Raw genomic sequence first — 19,073 nt, 5'->3', positions numbered from 1 at the left:
GTGCTTCCTGCTTGTAATGACAGAGAACAATTACCGTTGAAACGGTAATTGTTCTCTGTCATCTCCCCCTTATTCGTTCCTACAATGCATGGTGTTGAACGAACTGTCACTATACAAGGGGGTATGCACATGGCAGCGAAACCGGCCGCTTCGGCGGCTCAGGCGAAAGACGGGGCCTCGAAATTCCTGGTCCTTCCCATCATTATTCTCATCATGGCCCAAATGGGCACGTCGGGAGAGAACAGCGCTCTCAGCCTGGCGAACACGGAACTAGTTAACCAGCTGGGCGCGACGGTTCCCGATATTCAGCTGGCCAACATGGTCTATTCTCTCATGGCCGGTGCGCTGATGATCGCCGGCGGCCTGCTGGGAACCGTTATCGGCTGGAAGCGCAACTTCCGCATGGGCGCGTTGCTCTGCGCGGCCGGAGAAATCCTCATGGCGTTCTCTCCGAACATGCTCGTGTTCATCTGGGGCGGCCGCGTGCTCGTGGGCTTCGGCGCCAGCTTCATGATTCCGTCGGTGCTCGGCTTGATTCCAAAGATCTACCAGGGTAAAAACCGCGTGCAGGCGTACGGCTGCATCGGCGCCGCTTCCGGTTTGGCCGCCGTGCTGCCCTTGCTTTTGGGCGTGCTCATGGAGATGGCAGGCTTTCGCATTACGTATGTGGTGCTGGGCTGCTACTTCCTGGTCGTGTTTCTGCTTTCCTTCAAGCTCCCCGCCATCGAGGAAGGCGGCGAGCGCGCGAAGTTCGACGGCGTGGGCACCGGCATTGCTGCAGGCGGCCTGTTCCTGTTCCTCGTTGGCCTTTCCCGTATTTCGGTTTGGGGCCTGTTCGAGCCTTTCGAGGCTGCTCCGTTCACCATTTTCGGCATGTCCCCGGCTCTGCCGATGACGCTGCTCGGCCTGTTGATGCTGGTCGCACTCGTGTTCGTGGAGAAGCGCATCGAGAAGAAGAACGGCAGCGCGCTGCTTCCGCAGGTGTTCCTCAAGACGCCGCAGGTGCTTGCCGGCTTGGTCGCTTCGGCTCTGACCTTCTTCTTCATGGGCATCCAGTCCATCCTTCTGGCGCCGTATCTGATGCTGGTCGCCGGCTGGTCTCCGGTCACCATGGGCGCCATGTCCCTTATGGTGGGCATTCCCACCTTCCTGCTCTCGCTCGGTATTCCGAAGCTGTTCCCGAACGCCAATCCGCGCCGCGTGCTGCAGCTTGGCTACATCGTCATGGCTGGCTCGCTTGTTCTCATGTGCTTCTCGATTTCCGAGGCGGGCGTCGGTTTTGGTATGTACGTTGGATTCTTCCTGGTGGGCGTTGGCGCCGGCATTTCCAGCTCCCATACGAACAACGTGGTCGCGCTGGCTCTCAATGACCGCGACGCAGCGCAGTCGGGCGGCATTCAGACCACGATGCGCAACGTGGGCCAGGCCATCGGCGTTGCCGCGCTGGGCGCCGTGCTGCTGTTCGGCATTACGTCCAACATCGACTCCGCCATGAAAGCCGATCCCACCATCACGCCGGAGGTTCGCCAGGCTGTGTCCCAGCGTTCCATCACGCTCATGAGCGACGAGAGCTTCCTGGCTACTATCGACGACATCGAGATGAGCGATGCGGAGCGCGAGAGCCTGGCCGCCATCAACGCGACGGCGCGCGTGGACTCCACCAAGACCGCCTTCATCGTGGCTGCCATCATCATGGCTGCGGGCTTGCTGACAACGCCGTTCATCACGGTCCTTCGCAAGGAAGAGGAAGCGGAGACATCGGCTCGGCCTGCAGCTCTTGTGGCCGATGAGCTTGAAACCGCTCGATAGACAGGGAATACACGGAAGTAAGGAGGGCATGCGTTATGAAGACGCTGTATTGCAACGGAGATTTCGTTCCCATGACCGATGCGAACGCCACGTTCGAGGCGCTGCTGGTCGAGGACGACGGCACCATCGCGTTTGCAGGCGCCCTAGATGAGGCGCGCAATCGCGCGGGCGATGCTCGGGAAATCGATCTTGAGGGAAAGACCGTGCTCCCGGGATTCATTGACCCCCATAGCCATTTGACGGGCACCACGCAGTACATCTCCACGGCAAGCTTATCGGAATGCACGTCGTTCGACGACATCGTGAACGCGCTGACCGCCTTTATCGAGAAGCGCGGCATTACGGCCGACGGCGTGGTGATGGGCACGGGGTATGACCAGAACTTCCTGGTCGAAGGCCAGCATCCGACGAAGGACGTGCTTGATCGGGCGTCTCGCGAGATCCCTATTTTCATCGTCCACGCGTCGGGTCACATGGGGGTCGCGAACTCCCGATCGCTCGAACTGGTAGGCGTCACGGCTGAAACGCCTGATCCCGAGGGGGGTCTGTACGGGCGCGTCGAGGGCAGCATGGAGCCGAACGGCTACGCTGAGGAGCCTGCCACGCTGTTCAACTTCTACGCCATGTGCCAGCCCCGCATGAACTTGGACGTCCCGGCGATGTTTGATGAGATGCAGGATTACTATCTTGAGAACGGCGTAACCACTGCGCAAGACGGTGCCACGCAGCCGGACTTCGCGGATATGCTGGCTGCATTCGCCCGTGCGGGAAAGATGAAGCTCGACATCGTGGGCTACCCCATGGACGGCCACGGCGTCGAGGGCATGCTCGAGCGCAATGCTGACTTCGACAGCCAGGATTATATCGGCCATTTCCGCTTGGGCGGTATCAAGATGTTTTTGGACGGATCTCCGCAGGGCCGTACGGCTTGGATGACCCAACCTTACGAACCGGGCGAAGACGGAGCCACTGATTACGTGGCGTACGGTACTATGAGCGATGACGAGGCGTATGCGTTTATTCGCAGCGGCATCGACACCAATCACCAAGTGCTGTGCCACTGCAACGGCGATGCCGCAGGCGATCAGCTCATCGCCCAGTACAAGCGCGCGCTCGAAGATTCGCCGAACCCGAACAAGCATAAGCTGCGCCCGGTCATGATCCATTGCCAGACGATTCGCCAAGATCAATACCAGGCTATGGCTGAAATAGGGATGATCCCCAGTATCTTCACATCGCATATTTGGTATTGGGGCGACATTCATCTCAACAACTTCGGCCAGGCTCGCGGTGGTCGCATTAGCGCCGTGCGCGACGCTTTGGACGCGGGTCTTCCGTTCACGTTCCATACCGACGTGCCCGTTGTTCCCCCGAAGATGCTGGAAACCGTCTGGTGCGCGGTCAATCGCATTACGAAAGCCGGCGTCCAACTGGATGAAAGCCAGAAAATCGACGTTTTCGATGGGCTGAAAGCTATCACCATAAACGGTGCGTACCAATACGGTGAAGAAGAGCGCAAGGGTACGCTTGAGGTGGGAAAGCTTGCCGACCTGGTCATTCTTGATGCGAATCCGCTCAAGGTGGATCCGATGGACATCCGCTCCATAAAGGTTCTCGAAACCATCAAAGAAGGCACGTCGGTTTACCGCTGCGCGTAATCTTTCGTTCCGCGCGGCACGCAATGCCGAAAACGGGTTTTGCCCCAAAGCCCGTTTTACCTCCTGGAGCCCGCACGATTCCGTGCGGGCTCGCTGCGTAGCGGGGAGGTTAGGCGGGGAAATATGCCGTCAAGGCATCTTGGGAAACCTGGCGTTCGGTGAGTATTCGCTTGAACTGCTCGGTTAACGAAGATACGGCGCTGCGATCGTTTTCCGAAACCAACAGTACCGCCACCGTCTTTACAAGCGCGCCGATCAAGTTGAAGTTGTCCACAGGAAAGAACACTGCGCAGGTCGAGAGCACTTTGGAGCTGAACAAGGGAAGAACCAGGGTAGATCCCGAAGCAAAGAACGATGCCTCGAACAATCTTGCAAACTGCTCGTTCTTCATGTCGAGAATTTTCCGATCCGCCAGCTCCCGGTGCACCTCATGGGCCAACTCCCTCATGTCGTCTGCTTGCGTAACAGCGTCGACCTCTATACAGTGCAGCTGCGTTTCAAGGTCGTTATTGAGCATGGGGATGGATGTCATGATGCGCATGATGTCCTGCTCGTCGATGGCCTCGGAAACGGTGATCGTGGGGAACGTGCTATCCAGTGGCTCGAACGATATAAGGAAGTCGAAGCGACTGGATAGCGCTGTCGATTCAGCGGCGGACTGCTCCACATCGTTTTCCGTAATTACGTCTACGATTCTGATTTTTGATGCAAGCTTCTCGATGCGGTATTTGCCGTACGCTGCCTGCTCGACCCCTGCATTCACCACAAGGCCCACGCGGAACACGCGCTCGGTATGCACGTGGTCAAGGTATTCGAGCAATGCCATGATGATGCGGGTGTAGTCGGCCCCAAAGACATTGAAGTCTTGCAATTCAGGTGCGTCGTGCAATGCTTCGGATAGCAGCAGAAAGCCGTCCATGTTGTCGTATTTCACTACGTGTTCGATGGGTCCGGGAATGGAGAGGTTGCAGGATTTCCTTAAAAGGGCGCCGTCTGTCAGTACGAGCAGTCGTTGGCGCAGCGCGTGGTCGGGCGCTTGCCCGAAACGCTGTTCGAAGGTTCTTTCAATGCGCTCTACCGCCTCGATGGTGCGAGGGGCTGGCTCGTACTCTTCAATGTTTCGCCTGCTCCATTGCCAGGTGCCGCAGGAGAACAGGTTGGATGCCAGCGCTATCTCGTGGTCGTTGACGGGCATTCCCAGGTGCCGCTCGAACCGGGTTTTCAGCTTGCGAGCAAGTTGGGGATGGGCTGCTTTGAACTCGGATGACTCGTTGAGCGTGTGGCCAAGCCTCAAGCGGGCGCACATCACTTTGAGGTAGAACGACGTTTGCTGCCGTGAGTTCTTCGAAAGTTGCAGCCCCATTTCCTGCTCGGCCTCATCGGCTACGGTCTGCAAAAAGCGCGCATCTTGCCCCATGAACGTTGGCTCGATGCGGTTTTGCATCATGCGTCGGTCAAGCTTGTAGAAAAAGTACTCTATAAAGAACCGTATCGCAACCTCGGATCCTTCGATGCTGAGCCTGTCTTTCTTGCGGATGGACAATCGAAACGACTTCAGCATGAAGCTCCACCATTTCATGTCCATTTGAAGTTGCTGCTTGTTCGTAAACAGGCTGTGCGCAAGGGAGTCTACGGTAAAAGCCTTTGGCGAGCAGGTGATAAGGAGAATCCCGCGGTAAAACCGCTCCAGGCGAGGTCTCATTTCGATGGCGTTGTCGGCGACCATGGCTTCAAGACGACTTTGCTCGCCGCGTGCGAGGGCCATGCGGATGCCGTTGCCGCGCTTGCTGCGTATGCGCGAAGCGAATCCGGCGTGTGCAAGGTGCTCGTTTACGACCTTTGCGTCGGTGCGCACGGTTTTTTCCGAACAGCCGATGATGCGCGCCAGCTCTTCAACGGGCGTGTAGTGATCAAGATACAGCAGGTGATTCAGCAGCATGCTTTGACGCACGTTCATGGCGGTCCTTCTTCGGTGTTCTGTCCGTCTGGCTGATGCGAGGGTGCGGGTGCACCGACACATCAATTTTACCGAAGATGCGGTAATTCTTCTACAGAAGGCGCGAAAAGGCGTGGGTACAATGGGTTGAGCGACGTGTTCAGCCAGCAGATAGCAGGGGGTGCTGACGTGGCATTGGGGAATAACTCTCGTGTTCGAGCTGCGGATAGGGTCGAAGGAGCGCCGTTTCTTGTAGCTCCTCTTGTGGTTATCGTTCTTGCTCAAATTGGAACGTCAAGCGACAACGCTGCGCTTGGCATTGCCGTACAGCAGCTGGTTGGCGCGCTTGGGGCGACCGTTGCCGATGTGCAGATGGCAAACCTTGCTTACTCCCTTATAGCGGGATCGTTCATGATCGCTGGAGGCATGGTGGGGGTGGTTGTCGGATGGCGCAAGACGCTGCGCATCGGCTTGGTTCTGGCTATCTTGGGAGAGATTGTAGTAGCGCTTTCTCCGAATATGGGCGTGTTCACTTGGGGAGGGCGCTCGATCGTCGGTTTGGGCGCAAGTTTCATCACGCCGTCGGTGCTTGGCTTGATTCCCGCATTGTACGAGGGCCGCGCTCGGGCGACTGCATTCGGATTCGTGGCTGCTGCATCGGCTGTTTCCGCTTTGGTTCCCATCCCTTTTGGTCTTCTGCTTGATACTGCGGGATTCCGCGTAACGTTCGGCGTGATCGCGGCTTATTTCGCGATCGTGCTTGTTTGCACGCGCTTGCTTCCGAACCTTTCGAAACCGGATGCTTCCATGAGCATTGATGTGGGCGGTATTGTGCTGGCAGCTAGCGGTTTGGCTTTCTTGTTGTTCGGCATCGCGCGCGTGTCTTCGTGGGGGTTCGTCGAGCCGTTGTCGGAATGTCCCTTCACTATTGGAGGGATTGCCCCTACGCTGCCTGCGATAGCTACAGGTTTGTGCCTGCTTACTTGCTTGGTGCTGTTCGAGCGCAGACGAGAGTCCCAGGGAAAGGCCGCATTGCTGCCCCGCGCGTTCGTGGATGCGCCGTGCGTCCGTGCAGGATTGCTCGCGGTGGGGGTGCCGTTGTTTTGCATGGGGGCTCAGGGAATCATCGTGACGCCGTACCTGCAGCTTGTAGCTGGATTCAGCGCGCTTCAGACGGGCTTGCTCTCGCTGCTTTCGGGCATCCCCATGCTCTTGTGCGCCATGCTGGTGCCAAAGCTTGTGAGGAAAACTCGCCCTCGCTTGGTCATTCGCGTTGGGTACGGCTTGATTATCGCGGGTGCGTGCAGCATGGCGCTTTCGTTTGAGCCGCACGGTGTAACGCCGCTGCTGTTCTTTGCTACTTCGCTGGTTGGAGCTGGGCTGGGCGTTGTCAATTCTCAGGCGAACAATGCGGTGGCTTCGGTAGTCGATCCCGTTGCCGCTCAGCAATCGGGCGGCATTCAGGGCACGGCGCGTAACGTAGGCATGGCGCTCGGGACGGCGATCATGGGGTCTTTACTGCTCGTGACGATGCAGGTTGGCGCTTCTGCTGAATTGAGCGCGCTTGAGGGAGACGCCGTGGGTTCTGCGGCCGTTATGGTCCAGGAAGAGATTTCGTTCTGCGACGACGCCACGTACGAGGAGCTTGCCGTTCGATCAAGTGTCGAAGGCGGCGACGAAAAGGTTGTTGTGGAGTCGCTTGCCGCCGCACGCTGCAACGCAGCAAGCGTGTCGATGTTCGTACTTGCCGGGATTGTGGGCGTAGCCTTTATCGGCACCCGTCATATAGTTCGAGAGTTGCAGGGATAGAACAAGGGGGCAGGGTCGTGAATGACCCTGCCCCCTTGCGTCCCTCGCCTTGCTCTGCCCTGGTTTTACAGAAGCCCGCAAACCTTTCCCAACAGGGGCTCGAAGCTGACGCCCCGGTCTTTGAATTCGGGCTGCTTCGCGCTGACGATCATGGCGTCGTGCACGAAGTCGCCGGCGAACGCAACTGCTTCGGCCAGGCTGCGACCAGCCATAACGGCTGCCAGCAGGCACGAAGCGTACAGGTCGCCCGTTCCGTGCAGCATGTAGGGAAGGTACTCGTTGCGCACTTCCACCGTATCGCAGTCTGCTCCGCCCACGAAGTTGCGTATGCAGGTTTCCCCTTCGCGCTGAATGCCTTTCAGCACAACGTGCTTCGCGCCCTTCGCCACCAGCGCGTCGATCATGCGCTTGGCTTCGTCGTCCGAAATGTCGGTGCCGCGCCACTCTTTGCCCAAGATGATGGCCGCTTCGGTCAGGTTGGGGGTCAGGATGTCCGCTCCGCACGCCAGCTCGGCCATGGCGGCGCAAAGCTCCGGCGTGTACGTGGGGTAAACCTTACCGTGGTCGGCCATGACGGGATCGACCACGCGCAGCGCGTTGGGATACATGGCGTACAGGTCCCGAATGCGGTCGACCTGCTCCGGCGCGCCTAGAAAGCCCGAGTACACGGCATCTATTTCCACGCCGATCTTTTCCCAGGCGCCCAGGTAGTCTTCCAGCATTTCGGTGGTGTCGTGCATGTACCAACCCGGAAAAGCCGTGTGGGATGAAAACAGCCCCGTCGGAACGGGGCATACGTCGCATCCGGCCGCGGACAGCACGGGGATGGCCACGCCGAGCGAGCATTTGCCGTAGCCGCATAAATCGTGCACGGCGGCAACGCGAGGAATGTAGTCGCCTTCGCGACGGTACAAATACGTATCGGACTCTGACATGGATGGACCTTCCTGTTCGAGTTTCGCCGTCGGACAAGAGGGCTTCGGGCTGCGTGCAGCCACTGAGCCTTCATGCCTATGGTGAAGCTATGCGGATCGGTTGACGGGTCGAAAACGACGGATTACTTGCTTTCGTCCTCGTCATCGTCGTCGAAAAACGACCAATCGTCTTCACCGGGTTCCCGGTTGACGAACGTTTTGCGCGTACGGCGTTCCATGATGATGCACGCGATAAGGCTGATGACAAGTCCTGCGCCCACCAGGCATCCAATGCCGGCGTACGTTTCGAAAAGAAAGTGGTACAACGCACCGAAATCCATGATTACCTCGTTGTTCTGCCCGTGGCGATCGCTGTCGCCGCGGAAGGTTTGCACTCCAGCGTTAGAGTATACTATGCCCAACCGATTCCGATATGGGTTGGTTCCGAGATTCCTTTATTCTTTTCGCTCATCAAAGAAGGGCGTGTGCATGTCGGCTGTGAACAGGGGGAAGGGAGAGCGCCGCGCAATTGCGACGGCTGTCTCTGTTGCGGCCGTCCTCCTTGTGATCGTGGCCGTGTTCAGCCTGACCGCGTTCATCGATCAGAAGCTCAACGAAAGCGCCGAGCAGCAAGTGGTCACCTTCACCGAGCAGGCTGCGGGAAACGTGTCCGATCGCGCGGTCATGATGGAGGACGCGATCGGCGCGTTTACCGTGCAGTCGTCCGATCCGCAGGCTCTTCTTCCGGCTCTTTCGGCGTTGCAGGAGCGCTTGGGCTTGGCGGGCGCCGCCTTCGCGGGCATGGACGGCACGGGCGTGGAAAGCGACGGCTCGCCGTTCAGCGTCGACCAGATCGAAGGGCCTGAAACGGCCTTGTCCCAGGGCGACCCGTCGTATTCCGGAACCTTCACAACCCAGGACGGCGTTCGCGTGCGCACGGTGCAGCGCCCGCTGTACATCGACGGCCAGCAGGTGGGCGCGCTGTATGCGCAGATTCCATTGAGCCTGTTCGCCATGCCCGAGCATCTGAACATGTTCGACGGGCGCGGCTACTTTATTCTGTTCCAGGCCGACACGGGCGAGATCCTGGTTCCTCCCGCCGACAAAACCAAAACCGTTCTGCCTCCCGAGGCCAATCTGTACGAGTTTCTGGATGAGGCTTCTCGGTATGAAGAGCCCCTGTCTCTTGCATCTCCGGAAAGTTTGAACAACGCTCTTTTGTCGCTTCAGGCTCGGCAGGGAAGCGACCTGGAGGGCCTGTTCAATATCGTGTACGACCGCTCAAGCGGTTTGGTTACCGCGCCGGTTGACGGCAAGGTCTCGTACGTGTGCGTCGCTCCGGTAAGCAAAGGCCCTTGGTACGTGTGCAGCGTGGTGCCGGTCGAAAACGTGCGCGCCGAAGCGGCGGTGGTCACCACCACGTTCCAGGCGGTGTTCGGAATTGTCATGGTGTGCCTTATCGTGGCGGGCTTCATGGTGTTCGCCGCGTATCGCCGCCGGGTGCGCGAGCGAAACGTTGCCATGATGGCCCAGCTGTACCGCGCGCTTTCCGACAGCGTGGACCTTGCCGTTAACCTGTACCATCCCGAGGATCGCCAGGTTACGCCTATCGTGGCGAAATCGGCGGACATCATCGGCTACGCGCTGGACGATTTCCTGAAAAACGAGCGCTTGGCAAGCGAGATGGGGCTTTCCGAAAAAGGAGTCGATCTGTTCAGCCGAATCAGAAAAGGGCTGGTCGACGAATTCGAGCACGGCGAATTCTCGTTTCGCAGTACGCGCACAGGCTCTGCCCGCTGGGTTGCCTATTCGGTTCGGCCGCTGGTGTTCGAGGGCAAGCAGCAGGTGCTTATCGTTTTGCGGGACTCCACGCCCGACAAGCAGATTCAGCTGTCCATGAAGGATGCCATGAATGCTGCAGAAGCCGCCAACCAGGCAAAATCTGATTTTCTTTCGCGCATGTCGCATGAGATTCGCACGCCTATGAACGTGATTATCGGCATGCTCCAGATTGCGCGCGGCAACGTGGACGATCCCGAGAAAATGCGCGTGAACCTTGCCAAGATCGGCACGGCGTCGGATCATTTGCTGGGCTTGATCAACGACGTTCTGGACCTTTCGAAGATCGAGAACGGGAAGATGACCCTTGCCAGCGATCCCTTCCGTCTAGCCGACCTGCTCGATCATGTGGAGGAAGTTATTCGCCCGCAGTGCGAGCAGCGCAGCCAGGAGCTCACGGTGCGCGGGCCTGCTTGCGCGGATGCCGTGTACGTGGGCGACACGGTGCGTTTGAAGCAACTCCTGATCAACCTTTTGTCGAACTCCGTCAAGTACACGCCCGAGGGCGGCCACGTGAAGCTTGAAACGAACGCCGCCGCTGCTCCGGTCATGGGGTATCGTCAGGTGGTGTTCGTGGTGTCCGATGACGGCATCGGCATGTCGGAAGAATTCGTCGAGCGCATGTTCGAGCCGTTCGTCATGGAGGGCCGTTCGCACGAGCAGGGCACGGGGCTGGGCATGTCCATCGTCAAGAATGTCGTAACCATGATGGGCGGATCGATCGAGGTTGACTCCGCTATAGGGAAGGGCACGACATTCACGGTTACGTTGAGTTTGCGAATCGCGTTCGAGGCTGAGCTCAAGTCGTTTGAAGACGACGCGCGTGACCGTGGCTCTAACGGGCCTTCGACCCCTCGCAGCGATGCTCCCGACGAAGAGGGGTCGCTTTCCCTTGCGACGCTTTCCGCCCCTCGCGCCATCGAGCGCAGCGAGCTCGAAGGGCTGCGCGTGCTGATTGCCGAAGACAACGATCTGAATGCGGAAATCGCTTGCGAGCTTTTGGCGGCAGAGGGTCTTTCCATCGAACGCGCACGGGACGGCGAGGAGGCATGTGCCCTGTTCGAGGCGTCTGACGTGGGGCATTACGACGTGGTGCTCATGGATGTGCAGATGCCCAAGATGAACGGCTACGATGCCACGCGTTGCATCCGTGCCCTTGATCGCGAGGACGCGCGTACCGTGGCTATTGTGGCTATGTCGGCGAATGCGTTTTCCGAGGACGTGAACGCGTCGCTTGCCAGCGGCATGGACGCGCACCTTTCCAAACCCATCGAGGTTCGCCGCGTTCTGTCTACCATCGTGGAGTATACGCGCAAGCGCCGCTAGTCCGCTTTTCCGCCGTACGTCCCGGCGCGCCGCCGCGTGCTGCCGCTGGTGCCGTGCGCCCCGGTGCGCTGCCGCGGGTGCCGTGCACCCCGGTGCGCTGCCGAAAAGAACGAGTTTTGCGGCGATTTTCCGCCTTCGAGGAGACCTCTTCTTGAGGGCGTTTTGCATCGCACCAGGTCACAAAGCTGCTAGGGGCTTTTATCCTGGTTTGAGGACCAGCAAAACTCGCTCATTTTGACAGCGCGTCGGGGCGTGCGGTTTGTGGGCGCGTCCGGGTCGCGCGGGCATGCGGCTGGGTCGCTCGGGCAGGCAGCTCGCGGGCGCGTGCCAGGACGTCGGCGTGTGCGGCTCGCGGACATGCGGCCGGGGCGTGCAAGCTCGCGGGCATGCGGCCGGGTCGCGCAAGCTCACGGACATGCGGCCGGGTCGCGCAAGCCCTCGGCGCACGGCTGGGAGATCGGGCATCCGGGCTCGAAGGCGGGCCGAACATGCCAACGGCGTGAAGGACCGGCAAGCTGCGCCGGGCGTGAGGTATACTGGTCCAATTATCGTATCCAACCAAGAAGGAGCGCTACCATGCTCGACATCAAGTTTGTCCGCGACAACCAGGAAGCGGTCGCTGAAGCGATGAAGAACCGCAATGCTTCATGGGATGCGTCGCGCTTCTCTCAGCTTGACGAAACGCGCCGCGCGGCCATCGCGAAGGAAGAAGCGCTGCAGGCCGAGCGTAATGCCGCATCCAAATCTATCGGGGCCATGATGGCCGCAGGCCAGAAGGACGAGGCCGAAGCCGCGAAGGAGCGCGTACGCGCCATCAACGAAGAGATCGCCTCCATCGGCAAAGAGCGCGAAGCCGCCGACGCCGACCTGCGCGAGCTCATGATGCGCACGCCCAACATGCCGGCCGACTCCACGCCCGTAGGCCAGAGCGAAGACGACAACCCCGAGGTGCGCCGCTGGGGCACGCCTCGCGATTTCGCCGCTGAAGGCATCGAGGCGAAGCCGCACTGGGACCTTGGTCCTGAACTGGGAATCATCGACTTCGAGCGTGGCGTGAAGCTGGCCAAGAGCCGCTTCTACCTGCTGGGCGGCCTGGGTGCTCGCCTGGAGCGCTCGCTCATCAACTTCATGGCCGACACGCATGCCAGCCGCGGTTACAAGGAATGGTGGTGCCCGGCTATGGCGAACGGCACCACGCTTACGGGCACGGGTCAGCTTCCGAAGTTTGAAGAGGACCTGTTCAAGACCACGAACGGCCTGTACCTCATCCCCACGGCCGAGGTGCAGCTGACCAACATCCATGCGGGCGAAGTGCTCGACGCCGACCAGCTTCCCTTGCATTACTGCGCGTTCACGCCGTGCTTCCGCGAAGAGGCGGGCAGCGCGGGTCGCGATACGCGCGGGATCATTCGCGTGCATCAGTTCAGCAAGGTGGAAATGGTGAAGTTCGCGAAGCCCGAGGAAAGCTTCGACGAGCTTGAGGGCATGGTTGCCGATGCCGAGCATATCCTGCAGAAGCTGGAACTGCCGTATCGCGTGATCAGCCTGTGCACGGGCGACATCGGCTTCTCCGCCGCCAAGACGTACGACCTTGAGGTGTGGCTGCCCAGCTACAACGGCTACAAGGAGATATCCTCCTGCTCGAACTGCGTCGACTTCCAGGCGCGCCGGGCGAACATCAAGTACCGCGATCCCGAGAACTTCAAGGGCACGCGCTACCTGCACACGCTGAACGGTTCCGGCTTGGCAGTGGGCCGCACCATGGCCGCCATCATCGAGAACTATCAGCAGCCCGACGGCACCATCAAGGTTCCCGACGTGCTGGTTCCCTATATGGGCGGCGTTGAGGTCATTGCGCCGGAATAGCAATTTCCAGGCGTTGTAGAGGAGTAACGCAAGCGTGGTAACGAAACGCAAGCGCACCGTTGAATCGAAGAAAAAGCCGGGAGATACCGGCAAGGTCGCGCGGGTTGAAGAACCCGCGCGCCGCGTTGCGCCGAAAAAAGTTGAGGCGGCGGATGATCGATCCGCCAAAGAGCAGGCGCCGAAGACGCCGTCCGCCAAGAAACCCGCCGGCAAGGATGCGGCGGCCAAAACCCCTACACCGCGCAAGCCGAAGCGCGTGAAGGGCAAGCCCTCGGTCAAGGCTGCCGGCAAGCCGGTTGCCAAGCCCGCCGCGAAATCCGTTTCGGCTCCGAAAGCCGCCCCGGTTTCGAAAGCTGCTCCTGCGTCGGCTCCGACGTCGGATCCCGCAGCCTCTTCGTCGACGCCTGCGTCCGCCCAAGATGCTCGGACTGCGGTACCGGCTTCCAAGGAGGCCGGCCGTCCCGCGCAGGCATCGGCTTCCCAAAGCGTCCCCAAATCTGCCCCCAAGCCTGTGTACAAGTCCGGCGCACAGGCGTATGCCCAGCCGGGCGCCAAGCTTTCGAGCGAAGGCGATCCCGCCGACGCTTCCGATCAGGTTGGGAGTCAGCGCAAGAAGGCGAAGACAACGAAGTCGTTCAAGCTTCGCTGGCCGGCGGTTGCGGCGTTGTCTGTTTTGGCAGTATTGGTGCTGATCGTTGGCGTGTTTTCGTGGGATCGATGGCTGCGTTACAACGATGCGGCCGAGTTTCAGGGTGAATGGCGCACGCCCGGCTCTACGGCGGTCGTCGTTATTGACGGCCAAACCATCAAGCTTACTCCCGATGTGTCGTACGCCTATACTTTGGATACGGGCGCCAAGACCATCTCGTTTACCTTCGGGAACATGCAGGGCGAGGGCCGCTATCGTTTTTCGCTCGATCGGTCCCAGCTGGTCATCACCGACGGAAAAGAGTACACGTGGTTCTCCACGCTGATCGACGATATCGGTTGGATGTTTGATCAGGCGTTGCGCTCGTTGCAGGACCAGCCTACCGAGAGTCCGACGCCAGACGAAAACGTGACGGTGCTCGATCGTTTGTCGGGCGACGCTTCGGCTTCCCCGCGCGAAGGAGCTCCCGTTGCTTCGGGCGAAGACTCTGCTGCGAGCCAGGACGCAGATGCGAACGGAGGCGAGGGTGCATCCGGCGATGCGAACGCGGGCGCTGCCGAAGGAGCGGCATCCGCCGATGGGACGGGCGCTGCCGAAGAAGCCCCTTCGGTCGAAGGCGCAAACTCGACCGGCACCTCGAGCCCGGTCGATCCTGAAACCGCTGCCCCTTCGCAGCTTTTCGATGTGCGCGATGTCTAGTTCTCGGATTCGCTGCGGTCGCGATGCAGCGCCCCTGTCGTCTTCCGGCCCTTTTCGCGCTCCCAAGCTTTCCCTTGAGCGCTTGATCGTTCGGGCCGATCGCGTTGTATGCGACGTGCTGCTGGCGCCGGGATCGCCGCGTATGACCTCGCCGGCGCTCATGGCTTGCGTGTGCCGGGCGTACCCGAACCTTCCGCGTCATGCGTGCGTGAACGATGCGGGCGACACGTTCGCGGACGTCATGAACTGCACGTCGATCCCGCACCTTCTGGAGCATTTGGTCATCGACGAGCAGGCTCAGTCGGCTTCCTCTCAGGCGCCGTCCGATGCGTCGACCGACGTCGGGCCGGTGTTTGTCGGGACAACCGAGTGGACGGACGAATTCGCGGGCCGAGCGCGGATCGAAGTGAGCTTCACCGACGATTTGGTTGCTTTGCGGGCTTTTCGCGACGCGGCCCGTTTTCTGAACGAGACGGTGGTACCCTGACCCCATGACTACAGCTCATCTGACATTTGACCAAACTGATGACAAGATAGCCGATCGCGTCAAGAAAATGCGATCGTCCGCCGTGCGCGACCTGTTCGCGGCTGCCACGCGCCCCGATGTCATCAGCCTGTCGGGCGGCATGCCCGATGTATCGCTGCTGCCCCAGGCTTCCATCAAGAAGGCCGTGCGCGCCGCATGCGATGACCAGCGCTCCGTTGCCTTGCAGTACGGCGCAACCGATGGTCGCAAAGAGACGAAGCAGGTGTTCTGCGATCTCATGCGCGATATAGGCGTGCGAGCCAAGCCTGAGAACATCCTGATCACGTCCGGTGCGCAAGAGGCGCTTGACCTCATTTCCAAAGCGTTCATCAATCCGGGCGACATCATCTTGGCCGAAGGCCCCACGTACCTGGGCGCGCTTCAGGCGTTCAGCGCGTACGAGCCGGACGTTCGCTGCATCGCGTTCGACGAAGAAGGCATGCGCACGGATCTGCTGGAAGCCGAGCTGAAGCGTATCGGCAAGGGCAATCCGCGCCTCAAGTTCTGCTACACCATTCCCAATTTTCAGAACCCCGGCGGCGTGACCATGTCGGCCGCGCGCCGAAAGCGTTTGCTGGAATTGGCCGACGAATACGGTTTCATGGTGGTCGAGGACGACCCGTACGGGCGCTTGCGCTATGACGGGGGCCACATGGTTCCGCTCAAGGCCATGGATGATCGCGTGGTGTACCTGGGAACCATTTCCAAGGTGTTCGCTCCGGGGTTGCGCACGGGATGGATCGTGGCGCCGCGGGACGTGCTGGCGAAAGTCAACCTGGTCAAGCAGGGGACCGACCTGTGCGGAAGCTCGTTCGATCAGGTGGTCGTAGAGCATTACTTCACCGATACCCCGTGGCAAAAAACGCTGCAGAAGTTCGTGCAGACGTACCATGTGCGTCGCGACGCGATGCTGTCTGCGCTTGAAGAGTATTTCCCGCCGGAGGCCTCGTGGACGCGTCCCGAAGGCGGCTTTTTCGTGTGGGTGACGCTTCCCGATTACTTCGATACCGGCAGCATGCTGAGCGAGGCGCTGGAAGCGGGCGTGACGTACGTGCCGGGAGACAGCTTCTTCCCGGGCGCGGTTGCGGGCAAGAATTCCATGCGCATCAACTTCAGCTTCGAAAGTCCCGAGAACATCGCGGAGGCTGTTCGCCGCTTGGCTCACGTGATCGAGGATCGTTTGGAGCTGTACCGTGCATTCCTGGAGGCCGGCGCCATTAAGGCTCCGTCTGCCAGCCAGCCGACGGACTGACGCCCTTGCAACGTTGGCGCACCAGTGATTTTGAGAACCGATTGTAGGAGCAAACATGGGCCTGAAAGTAGCAGTTTTGATGGGCGGCGCTTCGTTCGAGCGCGAGTTTTCCCTGGCCAGCGGCAAGCATGTGTGCGCAGCTCTTGAGGAAGCTGGCCACAAGGTGGTTCCTTTGGACACCACGTCCGACCTGGTTCCCACGCTTCGAAGCGAGCGCCCCGACGTATGCTACAGCGCGCTGCACGGAAAGCACGGCGAGGACGGTACCATTCAAAGCTTGCTCGAATTCGTGGGCATTCCCTTCGTGGGCTCCCCGGCTAGCGTGTGCCAGCGCACCTGGAACAAGGACTCGCTGCATTCGGAGATGGCCACGTATCGCGCCATCACCGGCGATGCTCCGGTTGCTTCGTGGCCGCAGGGTCTTTACATCGCTCGCGACGCATTCAAAAGCATGGGTGCTGCAACGGCGCTCGACCTGGTGGAAGACCGCGTGATCGGCGGCTATCCCGTGGCGGTCAAGCCCGCTCACGGCGGGTCCGCCATGGGCGTGCATCGCGTGGATTCGGTGGACCAGCTGGGCGAGGCTATCTTGGACGCGCTGTCGTTTGACGAGGCTGTGGTCATCGAACAGTGGGTCGAAGGCGTCGAGATGGCCGTGTCCGTGCTGGGCAACGGCTGGGACGCGTACGCCTTGCCGCCGGTCGAGATCGTTGCGAAGAGCGGCATGTTCGACACCGAAGCTCGCATGACTCCCGGCGCGGTCGAGTATTTCGCGCCTGTGCGCCCTGCCTCTCTTTCGCAGGACGAGGCGGAGGCTCACGCCATTCGTGCGGAAATAGAGCGTGCGGCCCTCGAGGTGTATCGGGCCTACAACGTGCGCGACCTTGCCCGCATCGACCTCATCTGGGACGGTGCTCAGGCGCGCGTATTCGAAGTGAACGTGTCTCCGGGCATGGCGGAGTCGTCCTTGTTCCCCGCCGCGTGCGCCGCAGCAGGGCTTTCGCTTCCGGCTGTGCTTGACGAGTTGGTCAACAACGCGCTTGCTCGATAGCGCGGAACAGGGTAGGCAAGCAAGACGACGGAGCGTTTTCTACAGTTCAGCCAAAAGGGGAGTCCGGGCGACTTCCCTTTTTCGTTTCGTCGGCCTGCTCTTTTGCTGCATCCGCCTTCGCCACTCAACAAACCGGCAACCGAATAATAGAGCGCTGATGTTTTCCTATCCGGGCGGGTAAGGGTGCGCCTATAATAGTTGCACAGACAAACGTCCAAAAGGAGGCCGTTATGGGCAACAAATTCGGAGTTTTTCTCGCTGGCGGACTCGCTGGCGCTGTGATCGCGCTGCTGTACGCTCCCCGTTCGGGCCAGGAGACGCGTGCTCTTGTGACCGATAAGGTGAACGCCGCATGGGGCGAGGCTCAGGAGTTCGGCACCCAGGCTGCCGGCAACGTTCAGCACGTGTACCAAGATGTTGCCAGCAAGGGCCAGCAGTTCGCTCAGGACGCGCAGGCGAAAAGCCAGGAGCTGTACGGCCAGGCCAGCGCTCGCGTGCAGGAGGCTGCCGACAACATCAAGCCCGCGTTCTCTCAGAAAAACGACGAGCTTCGCGACAAGATCGAAGCTGCTCGTCAGCGCATTGCATCCCAGGTAGCAAAGAACGCGGAAGAGGCTCAGGCAACTGCCGCCGAGACTATTCCGGTTGCAGCGGATACCGCCCATGACGTGGTCGACGCTGCACAGGACGCCGCAGAAGAGGCCGTTGATGCCGCTGCTGACAAGGCACAGGATGCTGCCGACAAGGTCGCCGGCGAATAAAGCGACGCGAGATATAGGCGAGGTGAAGCGGTTGCGCGGATCAAGCGGTCGGAAACGGTCGCGCCGCGCACCGCTTTTTACATATGGATGGTAGCGAAGGCGCCGGGACTGCGGAGGAGAAGCCGCGCCGTGCGCCCGATCGTTGCGGAGAAGAAGGTTATGGCAAGCAAACTTATCACGACCGACGAACTCACGGGGGTTCGCGTCATTGGCGGGAAGAACGGCACGAAGCGCATTGGCAAAGTGCGTCGTTTCGTGTTTCACCCGAAGGAAAAGCGCTGCGTCGGCTTCATCGTGAAGCGCCCCGACCTTCTATGGATGTTCCGACGGAAGGACAAGTTCGTGTCCATAGAGGGATACGACCTGGTGGATGGGCGTATTTCCATTCGCAACGTCCCTGAGGCGACGGATCGCGCTGCTTGCAAGGCGCTTGGCGTCGACTGGGACGAATGCGTGCTCTGGATTGGCCTGCCCGTGATGACTGAAAGCGGCGACGCGTTCGGAACGGTGGGCAACGTCACGTTCAACCGCATTACGGGAGAGGTTGTTTCGTTCGATACCGATTCCGGCGCTACTGCAAACGCGCTCTTGGGCAAGCGCACCGTTTCGGCGGACCTTATCAAAGGCTTTCGCCGCGGCATGGGAGCGGCCCTCGCGCAGGTTGGGCAGGAAGGCGTGGCTTCCGACGACGTCGTGCTGGGGGCCATCATGGTTTCCGACGAGGTGAAGGATCTTGCAGCTGAGGGCGGGGTGGCCGAAAAGGCGGGCCAGGCTACGGCTGTGGCGATGGACAAGGTTCATACGACCGTCGACAAGGTGAAGCCGGTTGCTTCTGAAGCGGCTAAGAAAACGGGCGAAGCCGTGAACAAGGGCGCCTACGCCACCGGGAAGCAAATTGCGAAATCCAAGACGATGTTCTCCGATTTCAAGGATGAGTACGACAAGGCGCGCGGCCCGAAGCCGAGCAAGCAAGAGAAC

General features: G+C 60.2%; 14 protein-coding genes. 11 read left to right on the top strand and 3 right to left on the bottom strand.

Features of this window, described 5'->3' with window-relative positions; genetic code table 11:
- Positions 1-129 precede the first annotated feature (129 nt).
- Both ACMNI9_RS01875 and ACMNI9_RS01870 read left to right on the top strand, forming a co-directional pair.
- On the top strand, positions 130-1,809 hold the full coding sequence (locus ACMNI9_RS01875) for an MFS transporter (protein ID WP_114566420.1): 1,680 nt from the start codon (positions 130-132) through the stop codon (positions 1,807-1,809).
- 35 nt (positions 1,810-1,844) lie between these two features.
- Positions 1,845-3,467 carry an amidohydrolase gene (locus ACMNI9_RS01870; protein WP_418830620.1) on the top strand — a complete coding sequence of 541 codons (1,623 nt, stop codon included), beginning with the start codon at positions 1,845-1,847 and terminating at the stop codon, positions 3,465-3,467.
- A 109-nt stretch (positions 3,468-3,576) separates the two neighbouring features.
- Here the strand turns inward: ACMNI9_RS01870 and ACMNI9_RS01865 are convergent, their stop codons facing one another.
- Positions 3,577-5,688, bottom strand: coding sequence for a BglG family transcription antiterminator (locus ACMNI9_RS01865; protein WP_418830617.1), 2,112 nt, complete (start codon positions 5,686-5,688; stop codon positions 3,577-3,579).
- On the opposite strand from ACMNI9_RS01865, the gene ACMNI9_RS01860 reads away from it, so the two are divergent.
- Positions 5,668-7,212, top strand: coding sequence for an MFS transporter (locus tag ACMNI9_RS01860; protein WP_418830614.1), 1,545 nt, complete (start codon positions 5,668-5,670; stop codon positions 7,210-7,212). The genes ACMNI9_RS01865 and ACMNI9_RS01860 overlap by 21 nt on opposite strands.
- Before the next feature lie 65 nt (positions 7,213-7,277).
- On the opposite strand, the gene ACMNI9_RS01855 is transcribed toward ACMNI9_RS01860, so the two are convergent.
- Complete coding sequence (locus ACMNI9_RS01855) at positions 7,278-8,147, bottom strand: PfkB family carbohydrate kinase (RefSeq protein WP_418830611.1); 870 nt, start codon at positions 8,145-8,147, stop codon at positions 7,278-7,280.
- Between the two features lie 122 nt (positions 8,148-8,269).
- On the bottom strand, positions 8,270-8,467 hold the full coding sequence (locus tag ACMNI9_RS01850) for a DUF6724 family protein (protein ID WP_114566450.1): 198 nt from the start codon (positions 8,465-8,467) through the stop codon (positions 8,270-8,272).
- 148 nt (positions 8,468-8,615) lie between these two features.
- Between ACMNI9_RS01850 and ACMNI9_RS01845 the strand changes: the two genes are divergently transcribed.
- From ACMNI9_RS01845 to ACMNI9_RS01810, 8 genes are all read left to right on the top strand, one after another.
- Entirely contained in the window at positions 8,616-11,291 is a 2,676-nt protein-coding gene (locus tag ACMNI9_RS01845; protein ID WP_418830608.1) for a hybrid sensor histidine kinase/response regulator, read from the top strand.
- 576 nt (positions 11,292-11,867) lie between these two features.
- Positions 11,868-13,157 carry a serine--tRNA ligase gene (serS, locus tag ACMNI9_RS01840; RefSeq protein WP_114566426.1) on the top strand — a complete coding sequence of 430 codons (1,290 nt, stop codon included), beginning with the start codon at positions 11,868-11,870 and terminating at the stop codon, positions 13,155-13,157.
- Positions 13,158-13,191: 34 nt separating this feature from the next.
- Positions 13,192-14,505, top strand: a complete 1,314-nt coding sequence (locus ACMNI9_RS01835; protein WP_418830606.1) for a hypothetical protein — start codon at positions 13,192-13,194, stop codon at positions 14,503-14,505.
- On the top strand, positions 14,498-14,992 hold the full coding sequence (locus ACMNI9_RS01830) for a hypothetical protein (RefSeq protein WP_418830604.1): 495 nt from the start codon (positions 14,498-14,500) through the stop codon (positions 14,990-14,992). The genes ACMNI9_RS01835 and ACMNI9_RS01830 overlap by 8 nt, the downstream gene beginning before the upstream one ends.
- 4 nt (positions 14,993-14,996) lie before the next feature.
- Positions 14,997-16,283, top strand: a complete 1,287-nt coding sequence (locus tag ACMNI9_RS01825; RefSeq protein ID WP_114566427.1) for a PLP-dependent aminotransferase family protein — start codon at positions 14,997-14,999, stop codon at positions 16,281-16,283.
- 55 nt (positions 16,284-16,338) lie between these two features.
- Complete coding sequence (locus ACMNI9_RS01820; protein WP_181792531.1) at positions 16,339-17,334, top strand: D-alanine--D-alanine ligase family protein; 996 nt, start codon at positions 16,339-16,341, stop codon at positions 17,332-17,334.
- A gap of 230 nt (positions 17,335-17,564) precedes the next feature.
- Positions 17,565-18,095 (top strand): YtxH domain-containing protein, encoded by a 531-nt coding sequence (locus tag ACMNI9_RS01815; RefSeq protein WP_181792532.1) that lies wholly within the window; start codon positions 17,565-17,567, stop codon positions 18,093-18,095.
- A 159-nt stretch (positions 18,096-18,254) separates the two neighbouring features.
- The coding region (locus ACMNI9_RS01810) for a PRC-barrel domain protein (protein ID WP_418830599.1) at positions 18,255-19,073 on the top strand (819 nt) is incomplete at its 3' end.

This window comes from Paraeggerthella sp. (assembly GCF_048427265.1).
Lineage (GTDB): Bacteria > Actinomycetota > Coriobacteriia > Coriobacteriales > Eggerthellaceae > Paraeggerthella > Paraeggerthella hominis.
Note: the sequence above shows the minus strand (reverse complement) of the source record. Positions and strands in the feature narration are given on the sequence as shown.